This window comes from Psychrobacter sp. AOP31-B2-9 (genome assembly GCF_052378005.1).
GTDB lineage: Bacteria > Pseudomonadota > Gammaproteobacteria > Pseudomonadales > Moraxellaceae > Psychrobacter.
In genome coordinates this window covers 1-10,429 of record NZ_JBQSXG010000111.1, presented here as the reverse complement: position 1 = coordinate 10,429, position 10,429 = coordinate 1, and the positions used below count along the sequence as shown (strand labels likewise).

The following is a 10,429-nucleotide window of genomic DNA, read 5'->3' as shown; positions in this document are numbered from 1 at the left end:
CTCAAATTAACCTTATCTATTAAATCAGGTGCGACTTTGACATCGTGGGTTGTGCCATCTGATAAAAGAAAGGTAATCGGATTGCCATGAGCATCAACTGCTAAGTGAATCTTGGTCGCGCGGCCTGCCACACTTTTGCTAATGGATTGTAGATTCTCGTTGCCTCCACTGCTGTGCTGATGCGCCTTGATATGAGTACCATCAATGAAGACCCACTCAAGGTCTGCGTCTTTGATCAGTAACGTAAATAATGCAATCAGCTTATTACTGCGAGACCAGCGCTGGTAAGCTTTATAGATGGTATTGGGCTTGCCAAAATACTCGGGTAAGTCGCGCCAAGGACAGCCAACACGCATGCGATAAAGCACGCCTTCAACCGTTTGTCTAAGATTTCCTTTGTCATAGATATTAAGTTCTAGTAATATAGGTTTCAGTCTTGTCCAGTGTTCATCTTTGAGCATAGTGCGAGGCATAGCGAACGATATCTTTTTTGTGTGAGAACTTAAAGATTAACCGTTCGCTATTTTTTTTGCCATTAATTTATACCCAATGTTCAACACGCCCTAGTTATTTCCTTAATATATAAATTTTTATGAGTCATTTCGTATAAATTAGACAAAGAGTCACTAATATAGGTGGCTCTTTTGTCATTTTGACGCTACTTCTTGAAAGGAATGTTTTATGGAGCTGCTAAACCAGCCAATTAACGGACAGCTTGGAAATCGTCTTATCGAGTTACTTGACTCACCGGATTATCATACACTGAATATAGTAGTCGCTTTCGCAAAGAATAGCGGTGTCCTCAGAATCAAAGATGCATTCGAAAAATTTAGAGAGAGAGGCGGAATCGTAAATACTTACGTGGGCGTAGATATGGGCGGAACATCTTACGAAGCTCTCATAGCTCTACTGCTTCATACTGATTCCTTGAATATAGTGCATTCTGAGAATAGCCAAACATTCCATCCAAAGATCTATCAGTTTTTAGGAAAAGACAAGGGATTGATAGTTATTGGTTCACACAATTTAACAGCCGGAGGTCTATGGACTAACTTTGAAAGTTCAGTACTCATTCCATTAGATGGTGCAAGTACTAGTAGTGCATTAATAATGGGGCTAGAAGATTACATTGGACAACTAGCTTCACTTAAAGATTCATTTATATCAATAAGTGCACAAGAGGATATAGATAAACTTCTCCAAAATGGATATGTATTTAAAGAAGTAGCAGAACAAGTAGAACGGTTGAAAACTAAGACAGAAAACAAAAGCGGGGAACGTTTATTCGGTAATGGTATCTCTGCAAAGATGCCTCATATCGCTAAATATAAGCCAAAAACAGAGAAGAAGAAAAAAGAGAGGGAACTGGAAGTTTCTACTACCCAAAAAGAACCTAGCCTTATTCTTCCAAGTGAAGATGGACAAACTATTTGGTTCGAAACGAGGAAGATGACTGGCGGATCAAGGAATATCCTTGATCTATCGAAGAAATCGTTGGTTGAGCGCGGAGACCCAACCGGCACTGCATTTGACCTAGGCGAGCCAAAGTTTATGCGTGGCGGAGTTGAGTTTTTCGATCTAAACCCTGCAATTACCAGTCAATCCAAAGATATCACACTGAACTTTGAAGGAGTTGATTATGTAGGCAATACCATACTGTTCCCGGACGGGGCTAAAGCAAATGGAACATGGCGCTTACAAATTAAGGGAGTTAGCTCCTCTGGAAGAGGCATAACAGAAGCCCTTAGAGCCAAGGGCGAAGAATACTACTTAGTTAAAAAGGTAGTGACATTCACTAAGATACAAAGTGATTACTATTTCATGTCTGTATTTCCAGAATCTGAACTTGAAAACTTCAAGGCAGCTTCACGTATCTTGGCTCGAAATGGGTCTAGCGCCAGTGCTAGGTGGCTGGGAATGTTTAGACGCGACTTAGCCACTCTTGATGTTTCCCCTTCCGGTTCCCGCTAATACCCCCCTTTGCGCCGCCAAATGTAAGCATTAAAGCATCGTCGTTTAATGGAACTCCTTCGGAAATGAATAAAGGAGCCTGACTTATTTCACGGAAGGTATTTATAAATGATGTTATATCCAGACCAAATCCGTATCCCGTTGTGCTTTTATATGGCGGATCCACATACACGACAGCATCGCTAGGAATGGGGGTTTCGAGCAACATCATGATATCCGTTTTAAGACAGGTCACTCCCTCCATTCCATTAACTAGCGCAACAATGCGACGACGAAGCTCGACTGGAGATGGCTGCATCGGATTAGCAGGACTGCGGCGTACGCTAGTTGCGGTTGGTTCCCAATAATTTCGAAAACAGGCATTCATCCAACGCCCATTGTCACGCCAAATTTGTTTTCCTCCGAAGGAACAAGCTTGAATAATTGGATAAACCTCTGCTTCATGGTTATCTACTGGGAGTTTAGATAGTTCAGACATGTGAGTCTTGAAATCGTGTTTATCTCTTGGCAAATTAGATAAGAATTGATCGAAAACACCCATGTTAAATGTGCCGGATCCAATGGCAGTCCAGAACGAACCCCAAGAGCTAATATCGAGCATACGGATACGTGAAGGGTCGATGCCTCTGTTTACCAGTTCGATTGACACTGCGCCAGATCCGCAGCACAAATCGTAGAAGTATGAATTTGTGCTAGGTGCAGCCTCGAGTAGAAGGTCAACGATTTGAGATGCTACTCGCTGTTTACCACCCTGATATGAACAGGGAACGCGCATTAAACTACTCATAAAGATTTCCTGCGAATCATAATTCGCACATAAACACGCTTACCATTGATAATACCAACACCTCCTCTATCTTCAGGATGCTGACGATATCCTACTTCCGTAAGCATATCAGAAGATACATTAGTACGCGCATTACCATTGGCAAGCATCAATATCTCAAACTGATCTGGGCTATACTTGTCAAGAAACGTGATTGGCACTCCCATAACCCCATCGTAGTCAAAAGGAATATTTTGGGTACGACCAACATTGATAGCGTTATAGTTTTCATATTGCGGATATTCATCTGGAGAGTAGCTACAATTTAATACTATGGGTTTATGCCGCTTGCTAGTTTCCAAATTAGTGAACCAACGGACACCCTTTACTCGGATGAAGCGTCGCCCTTTATCATCTATACCGCAACTTGCAGCGTTTAGTGGATAACCATCAGGTACGTAGAACTTGCGATCTCCAGAGCGGATCGACTCTCCATACCAGACTTTGTTATCACGGAAAAGCGGGAAAACTTCCTTATATGTAACGGCATTCATATTCCCGAGGATTATAAAATCCTTTTTGTAACGTTCTAGCAAACTAATATACTCACGGAATAGGCTAAATGGCGGATTGGTAATTACTATGTCAGCTTCTTCAAGCAAAGCTTCGCATTCATCCGAACGAAAATCGCCATCACCAGAAAGATGTATAAGAGAGTTGCCTGGCATAGCAAACAGAGCCTCTAAATCTAACGCTCCATCTGGTCTCTTCAAGGTTTCATCAGGTATTTCAGTGACTACTGCTTTATATGCACCAGTCATTTCCTCTAACGGATACTCCTGTCCAGCTATTTGAGACTCCGCGTAACAAGTAGAAGTTAGTCCAGCTAGACCGAGTTTGTCGAAATTAAGTACGAAGAAACGAAAGAAAGCAGACTCAAAAGGATCATCACAATTACAAAGTATGTTCTTACCTTTCAACTGTTCCTGATGTTTAATCATCTCCTTGGCCACGTCTTCATACTGCGTATAGAAATCATCTTTCTTAACGATGAATGCACGATTTAGAGTCGCATTTCCGGGTTTTTGGGGCGCTTTTGGAGCTTTTATCTTTATATCAAATGGCATATTGCCCTCGCGAACTACCGCCTTGAGAAAAGTGTTAATTGCTGCAGACATGCTGATACCAATTTCATCAAAAACTTCATTAGCATGCTTTTTGATTTCTGAATCAATGCGTATTGTCGTAGTTGGCTTAGTGGACATAATCTATTATTCCTTTTTTGTGCTACATTGTAGCACAAATTCTTATAAGAGACCGTCTATTACGCCATGAGAATGATAGTTTTATAAATTAATTTTACTTTTTTGCATGCTAGAATTTTTTCTCTAACACCATGTAACTAAGATAACTGTTATACCTATACTCTTGAGTTATATAGGATCGATAAAACATTTGATTTGCTTGCTGGAAAAGTTAATGCGATAGTTGTCCACTGAACGTTCAGAACAGTCGTATTGTACAGACACTAAAAACGTACGTGGACACTAGGTGAACAATGAACATATCCGTGACAAAAGCAGCAAAAGAATGGGGTGTATCAAGAACCACGATCTATCAGAAAGTCAATGATGGCGAGCTTTCCAGAACAGCAGATAAGAAAATAGACGTTTCGGAAATGTTGCGAGTGTTCGGTGAGCCAATTTCTAAAAAACGTACTGAACGTTCAGTGAACACTGTCCAAAGTACACCTCTGAACAGTCAAAGTGTTCAGTACAATACGGACATTGAACACCAATTAGCGCTTGAAAAGCTCAAGAATGAACATCTCAGCCAACAGGTAAACGATCAAAAAAAGTTAATTGAAAATTATCAGCAGCAGATAGGACAATTGAACAAAACACTGGATAAAGCCAACGCCAGTATCCAGGATTTCGCACAAGTAAGATTGTTAGAGTTCAGACAATCTGAACCCAATGATAAAATACAATCCGAACAAAAACAGGATACTGAAATAACAGTTATCGCCGAGAAGAAGAAAAAGTGGTGGGTTTTTTAAATACCTCCTTACGATGCCGAAGCCCGAAAACCTAATTTATCGAGATAGGGTGCGTAAAAGGAATGCTTACTTTCATCCAATAGCTCAGTCTCAATCCGTTCAGCAAATGCTTTATAATCCTCACCTTGCTTAGCATAGTTAGCCAACTCACTCATTTTCGATAGCTTAGCCGCAAACACACCCTTTTGTTTATCTGTCATTTTTAAGGGGGTTAGTATATCGGGCATATCACCGTCTCTCTTCTTACTTAACAACTTTTTAGCTTGGGTTTTTATTCTGAATTTGAATGTAAAACCTGTAATAACCCTGCCTTGTTTATGCTGTTCATATTCAACAGTAATATCAGTATGTTCGTTGATTTGTTTAACAGCTAAATCTAAAACCCTTCTTTTGAAAGCTTCTATTCTCTTGTATTCATCTACCAATCCCAGCTTTTCTCGTAATTCTGAAAGTGATATTAGGTTTGTTTTCCTTACTGAGCGCCATTGTATAACCAGCTCATAGAGCCTAATGGCATATTCACTTTGTAGCCCTACAACCTGTTTTAATTCATATTCTGTATATCTAGCTTCAAGCCTGGTAATTAGCGGTATTACATCGCTAGCAAAAACAAGTTCAACACATCCTAAATCATCAATGTAACCAATCTTATCAACCCATCGACTTTTATAGTGACCTATTTTTCCTGTTCGTTCGTCAAGTTTACTGTAAGCAAAACCTGCTTCATATAACCCTTCCACAGCCCTTTTCATAGCTTCATAAGATGTATGCTTCTCTACATCAAACTGTTTTGCATAGCTCTGAGCGTAAATCCTTAATAGTCCGCCAGCTTCTATTAAAGTTTTTTGCTCTCTAGCTTCAATAATAGCTAAAAATATTAGCCGTTGCTCAACTACACCTAAGCTATAACTTGCCCCAATCAAAGAATTATCTTTAGTAACTAGCTGCCTTTGCATTATGACCCCTCATATGTTCTAAGCAACTTTAATACACATACCCCTATAAAGCAACAAAATAAATATCCAGTTGCTTTATAGGTCGTAAAACGTTGCTTTATAGGTCGTAAAACGTTGCTTTATAGGTCGTAAAACGTTGCTTTATAGGTCGTAAAACGTTGCTTTATAGGTCGTAAAGCCCATTGTTATCAATGGATACAGCGAACGTAAAAGCTTTTAAAAACTATTAAAAACATTAAAAACCTTTTACTTCTTATTTTCTAATTCTTCTTCAGTAGGATACTTTTCTCTAGCTTTACGTATAGCTGGTTGTACAAACCATTCCCAGTAATTCATTAGCTCATCATAATGCTCACTGATATAGCCCATTAGCTGAGCAGCAGTAAAATCGTATCTATGATCTTTAGGTTTAGAGAATTGAGTTAATTTTGATTTACTGACATTAACTCCAAAGTACCTAGCTATTTGCATAGCTCTATAAGAGTTAACTTCACGTTCTAACCTATACCCATCTTCTATACCAAGTTGGCAAAGTTCAGTACCACCAAAATCAATATCCTTTAAGAACTCAATCATGGCTTCAACTCGAGCAGAACGTACCGCATTGTAACGTTGCATATTCCTACGTCTCTTATCCATAAATAACTCACTTACTTTTAGAATAGGTACAGACAATAATAATACCATAGGTACAGTCATTTATCGTATGTAGGTACACACAATAGACAATCTATAGGTACAGTCATTAAAAATCAAATAGGTACAGACAAATATAGATTTTATGTTAATATTTATTAAGCCAGCAGTCACAAGAGGGGGCTATTTATTACTACGTAATAAATAGCCTATCCCTCATGTGAGCTGGTTAAGGGGAGACCCCTTAAAACCCCCAAAAAAATCTTACCTAGGTAATCGTTATGACTGAGCCAAAAACCACCGTTCTTGACAAGAGAGCCAAGCGTAATAGAGAGATTGCGATTCGCGTCAATGACTACGAACTTGCTGAGATTAAGAAAAGAAACCGCGAAAATACGGTGGCCAGTTGGTTACGAGGATTGGCATTAGGGGTTACTCCTGTTAAGCCAGTTGATCCTGAATTGGTGCGTCAGTTGGGTAGAATCGGTAGCAATCTTAATCAGCTGACCAAGCATGTGAATATCGAAAAGCACGTTGATGCCGAGGTGCTTAATGAGATTAAGGCGATTAGGAAACAGTTGCATGTGCTGATAGAGACGAGTATCGAATACTCAAAAGTAGCCGCGAGGGATGGTGATGATTGTTAAGTTCTCTAAGCATGGTAAAGGCAAAGCGAGTGGCGTTTTAGACTACCTTCTTAAAGAGAAAGGGAGTAAGGGTACTTTGGTACCTAGAACGCATGCAAAAGTGCTGTACGGCGATCCTGTGCTCACTGAGCACTTAATTAACACGACCTCTCACAAGACTAAGTATAAGTCAGGGTACTTATCTTTTAGTGAACGTGCGGATGAGATTAGTGAAGCCGATAAAAAGCGCATTATGCAGGAGTTTGAAGCGGTCATATTCTGCGGGTTAGAGAATGATCAGTACGATATTCTATGGGTTGAGCATGCGGATAAAGACATTGATGACGCTCATCCTGTCGGACGACTGGAGCTGAACTTTGTGATTCCCTGTCAGGAACTGCGATCAGGTAAGGCTTTTCAGCCGTACTATGAGCCAGCAGATCAAAAAAGGGTGAACGCTTGGAAAAATATTATCAATTCAGAAGTCAAAACCATTAAGGGTGAGCCGTTAAGTGACCCTAATGACCCTAAACGCAAACGTCTAGTTAACCCATATAGCAGTAATGCGCCGCGTCCGTCGCCTTTTGATGCAAAGGCGTATACGAAAAAAGATGCAGATAAGGACGAGGAGACTATCGCCAATCCTCCTAACCGTAAACTATTAGAGGAAGCGATTAAACGTCGTCTGTTACTGGATTGGCAAAATGGTATCGCTATGAATCGTCGAAGAGTGCTAAGTCGGCTAGAACAGTGGGGCTTGAAGATTAATCGAGGTAATAGCGAGAAGACGTTATCGGTGACAAGCGATAAGCTAACCGATAAGAACGGCAAGCCAATGGGTGTTAGGCTCAAAGGCGGTATGTTTGAAAAAGGATTTGATGGTTACAAGTTTGAACCAGATGCGAAAGAAGAAGATCATTCTGCGTATGACCGTACAGCTAGCAGAAACGAGCGCATGCAGTCAGATAAGGAGCACTTAGCCACTGGGATAGAAATAAAAGAGGCTTATCATCAGGAGAGATACCAGAATTTAGCTACGCCTGAGCCGTTAGTGGCAGATAAAGCTGTTCAACAGGAGCTAGAATCAGCTAAACCAGCTCCTACAGAAACTTATAGGCCGAGTTTTAGGCCAAGGTTTTGATGAATAACAATATATTATATTGTATGCTGCTATTTACACTTTCTAGTATTCAACAAAAATAAATAGTACAAGGATATACAAATAATGATTTATACAGAGGAACAGGCGTTAAAGGATTTAAAAAACTTTTCAACAACAGCTTCCAAAGAGTTTGCTATAACTATTAATAAGCTCAATCAACGTAATTATGTCACACATCTTGATGGCGCAGATTTCGATATAAGAATTGCAGAGTACTGGAGTAAGGACTGTAGCGATTATATGAGAGAATGTGGATACAATGGTGGAGAGCTATGGGCTTTCCCAAAATATTATGGAGAGAGCACTCCTGGAGGGAAATACGACGATCAGTCAGAATTTCTTTATATTTTGTTTGACTCAGAATTATATGGAGGTGATAAGGCAGAGAGTATGAAAGAAGCTGAAAAGGAGCTCGATTCTGAATTTGATGACTGGTTGAAAAGACAATCAAATAGTTAGGGCGTGTTGAACATTCACAAATAGTCTCTGTCAGTGCCATGGTTGAAGGTTCAACACGCCCTAGTGACTAGTGACTGTGCCCGATATGGTTATTCGCAGAGCTTTGCTGCTCTGATATGTCGCAGACCAATGCATCGCTATGGGCGCTGGTCTGCGGGTGTGACAAGCTTTCAACCTGAATGGTGGCGTGATGAATACCAAGCGCAAGCAACCCTTGCTCAAGATTGGCAATCAATACGCTGGCATCCGAGATTCTCATATCCCCATCGACCATCACATGGCAAGATAGCGCATTTAGCCCGCTGGTGATGCTCCAAATATGCAGGTCGTGGACTTGTTTTACTTGTGGATGGGCAAGCAGCTTGTCTTCCACATCTACCAGCGATATGCCTTCTGGCGTGCCCTCCATCAAGACATGTACCGAATCACGTACAACGCGGTAACCACTTACTAAGATAAGTACCGCGACGATCACCGACGCTGCGGCATCGGCCCAAACCCAGCCAAACCCCATCATCAGTAAAGCGGCGATGATCGCGGCGACAGAGCCCATCAAATCACTTAATACATGCAAGTAAGCGCTTTGCATATTGAGGTTGACAGGCTCTTTGGAATCATTGCTTTTATTTGCTTTTTCTTTATTTACTTTGTCTGCATTTGCTCCATGGCTGTGGGTGTGTCCATCGCTGCCGCTACTACCACGATGCATCAGCCAAGCGACCAAGATATTAACCAGCATACCGATGGTGGCGACGATTAGCATACCTTGGGTAGCAATCTCAGGCGGTGAGTTAAGGCGTTTGATCGCTTCATAAAAAATCATCAAGGCGATAATTACTAGCGTCGCACCATTGACGGTGGCCACGATAATCTCAAAGCGTTTATAGCCAAAGGTCTTTTGATGGGTGGCGGCTTTTTCGCCGATTTTAAATGCCATCAACGTCGCACCAAGGGCGATGGCGTCGCTGAGCATGTGTCCTGCATCAGAGAGTAACGCCAAGCTGCCTGTCAGTAAGCCACCAATCGCCTCGATAAACATATAGCCTGTGATGATCACAAAGCTAATCAGTAACGTACGCTGATAGCCTTTGGTATCTCTTGGTGCGGTGTTTTGCTCTAGGTGAGTGTCATGATCATGAGCGTCTTGATTGCCAGCAGTATAGTTACTATCGTTGTTTTTATAGACATCAATAGGCTCACTTGGAGGCAAATGCTTATTTTGCTTATGACTGGCATCTTCTTGACTCATAACGTTACTCAAATTTATTAAGACTTATGGTAAATAACTTCAAGGATTAATGATAAATCTAACATAGTCGAGTATTAGAAGCTGTAACGACGAGGTAAAAATGCAGCCAGTAAGCTATAGTCGATTCACTGCAAAAATGACATCGTGCTACTGGTATAAATTTTCCTTGCATGCTGTTATTACAGAGGCTGCGCAACATTCATTCCAGTAGCACTCTTCAATTTATCACCATGTTATTTTGAACTGACTGGGGCGTGTTGAACATTCATAATTTGAGCCAGATATAAGCACAAGCAAGAGCGACCGTATTTTCATAACTCTGCTTGAGCTTATCAAACCTGGTGGCAACCGCCCTATACTGCTTTAGCTTAGCGAAAGCATTTTCTACTAGATGCCTGGCTTTATACAAGTCCCAGTCCATATGGTCGTTAGAATACTGAGTGTTTCGTTTTCGAGGGATGTTATCCTGCGTCCCCGCTTGTTCAATATGGGCTCGTAGCGCATCAGAATCATAGCCTTTATCGGCACATAAAACCTCTGTATTA

At 41.0% G+C, this 10,429-nt stretch carries 12 protein-coding genes; 5 read left to right on the top strand and 7 right to left on the bottom strand.

Going from position 1 to position 10,429, the window contains the following annotated elements; translation table 11 throughout:
• Window positions 1-473, bottom strand: a 473-nt coding sequence (locus ACT3SX_RS11450; protein WP_444761745.1) for an IS5 family transposase, incomplete at its 3' end; no start/stop codon positions are given.
• A gap of 208 nt (window positions 474-681) precedes the next feature.
• On the opposite strand from ACT3SX_RS11450, the gene ACT3SX_RS11445 reads away from it, so the two are divergent.
• A complete protein-coding gene (locus tag ACT3SX_RS11445) occupies window positions 682-1,971 on the top strand; it encodes a hypothetical protein (RefSeq protein ID WP_444761744.1) in 1,290 nt (429 codons plus the stop codon).
• On the opposite strand, the gene ACT3SX_RS11440 is transcribed toward ACT3SX_RS11445, so the two are convergent.
• Both ACT3SX_RS11440 and ACT3SX_RS11435 read right to left on the bottom strand, forming a co-directional pair.
• On the bottom strand, window positions 1,922-2,758 hold the full coding sequence (locus ACT3SX_RS11440) for a hypothetical protein (RefSeq protein WP_444761743.1): 837 nt from the start codon (window positions 2,756-2,758) through the stop codon (window positions 1,922-1,924). The genes ACT3SX_RS11445 and ACT3SX_RS11440 overlap by 50 nt on opposite strands.
• The gene (locus tag ACT3SX_RS11435; protein WP_181717051.1) at window positions 2,755-4,002 is read right to left on the bottom strand and encodes a type II toxin-antitoxin system RelB/DinJ family antitoxin; all 1,248 of its coding nucleotides are present in this window, start codon (window positions 4,000-4,002) and stop codon (window positions 2,755-2,757) included. The genes ACT3SX_RS11440 and ACT3SX_RS11435 overlap by 4 nt, the downstream gene beginning before the upstream one ends.
• 305 nt (window positions 4,003-4,307) lie before the next feature.
• Here ACT3SX_RS11435 and ACT3SX_RS11430 point away from each other — a divergent pair, with 305 nt between their 5' ends.
• Window positions 4,308-4,796 carry a plasmid replication DNA-binding protein gene (locus ACT3SX_RS11430; RefSeq protein ID WP_444761742.1) on the top strand — a complete coding sequence of 163 codons (489 nt, stop codon included), beginning with the start codon at window positions 4,308-4,310 and terminating at the stop codon, window positions 4,794-4,796.
• 8 nt (window positions 4,797-4,804) lie between these two features.
• Here the strand turns inward: ACT3SX_RS11430 and repM are convergent, their stop codons facing one another.
• Window positions 4,805-5,752: a replication initiation protein RepM gene (repM, locus tag ACT3SX_RS11425; protein WP_444761741.1), complete on the bottom strand. Its 948-nt coding sequence runs from the start codon at window positions 5,750-5,752 to the stop codon at window positions 4,805-4,807.
• Between the two features lie 246 nt (window positions 5,753-5,998).
• Window positions 5,999-6,439 carry a hypothetical protein gene (locus tag ACT3SX_RS11420; RefSeq protein ID WP_227676805.1) on the bottom strand — a complete coding sequence of 147 codons (441 nt, stop codon included), beginning with the start codon at window positions 6,437-6,439 and terminating at the stop codon, window positions 5,999-6,001.
• A 230-nt stretch (window positions 6,440-6,669) separates the two neighbouring features.
• On the opposite strand from ACT3SX_RS11420, the gene ACT3SX_RS11415 reads away from it, so the two are divergent.
• The 3 genes from ACT3SX_RS11415 (at window position 6,670) to ACT3SX_RS11405 (ending at window position 8,635) form a co-directional block, all read left to right on the top strand.
• Window positions 6,670-7,035 (top strand): plasmid mobilization protein, encoded by a 366-nt coding sequence (locus tag ACT3SX_RS11415; RefSeq protein ID WP_181717046.1) that lies wholly within the window; start codon window positions 6,670-6,672, stop codon window positions 7,033-7,035.
• Complete coding sequence (locus ACT3SX_RS11410) at window positions 7,025-8,155, top strand: relaxase (protein ID WP_444761740.1); 1,131 nt, start codon at window positions 7,025-7,027, stop codon at window positions 8,153-8,155. The genes ACT3SX_RS11415 and ACT3SX_RS11410 overlap by 11 nt, the downstream gene beginning before the upstream one ends.
• An 84-nt stretch (window positions 8,156-8,239) precedes the next feature.
• Window positions 8,240-8,635, top strand: coding sequence for a hypothetical protein (locus tag ACT3SX_RS11405; protein WP_444761739.1), 396 nt, complete (start codon window positions 8,240-8,242; stop codon window positions 8,633-8,635).
• Window positions 8,636-8,702: 67 nt separating this feature from the next.
• Here ACT3SX_RS11405 and ACT3SX_RS11400 read toward each other — a convergent pair whose 3' ends face one another.
• Window positions 8,703-9,884 (bottom strand): cation diffusion facilitator family transporter, encoded by a 1,182-nt coding sequence (locus ACT3SX_RS11400; protein WP_077448184.1) that lies wholly within the window; start codon window positions 9,882-9,884, stop codon window positions 8,703-8,705.
• Window positions 9,885-10,149: 265 nt separating this feature from the next.
• On the bottom strand, window positions 10,150-10,429 hold a 280-nt coding region (locus tag ACT3SX_RS11395), incomplete at its 5' end, for a transposase (protein WP_444761738.1).

Excerpts from the sequence above, each read along its gene's own strand:
- repM (WP_444761741.1), bottom strand. The coding sequence starts at position 5,752 with ATGCAAAGGCAGCTAGTTACTAAAGATAATTCTTTGATTGGGGCAAGT.
- ACT3SX_RS11405 (WP_444761739.1), top strand. The coding sequence starts at position 8,240 with ATGATTTATACAGAGGAACAGGCGTTAAAGGATTTAAAAAACTTTTCA.
- ACT3SX_RS11420 (WP_227676805.1), bottom strand. The coding sequence starts at position 6,439 with ATGGTATTATTATTGTCTGTACCTATTCTAAAAGTAAGTGAGTTATTT.
- ACT3SX_RS11415 (WP_181717046.1), top strand. The coding sequence starts at position 6,670 with ATGACTGAGCCAAAAACCACCGTTCTTGACAAGAGAGCCAAGCGTAAT.
- ACT3SX_RS11440 (WP_444761743.1), bottom strand. The coding sequence starts at position 2,758 with ATGAGTAGTTTAATGCGCGTTCCCTGTTCATATCAGGGTGGTAAACAG.
- ACT3SX_RS11435 (WP_181717051.1), bottom strand. The coding sequence starts at position 4,002 with ATGTCCACTAAGCCAACTACGACAATACGCATTGATTCAGAAATCAAA.
- ACT3SX_RS11410 (WP_444761740.1), top strand. The coding sequence starts at position 7,025 with ATGATTGTTAAGTTCTCTAAGCATGGTAAAGGCAAAGCGAGTGGCGTT.
- ACT3SX_RS11400 (WP_077448184.1), bottom strand. The coding sequence starts at position 9,884 with ATGAGTCAAGAAGATGCCAGTCATAAGCAAAATAAGCATTTGCCTCCA.
- ACT3SX_RS11445 (WP_444761744.1), top strand. The coding sequence starts at position 682 with ATGGAGCTGCTAAACCAGCCAATTAACGGACAGCTTGGAAATCGTCTT.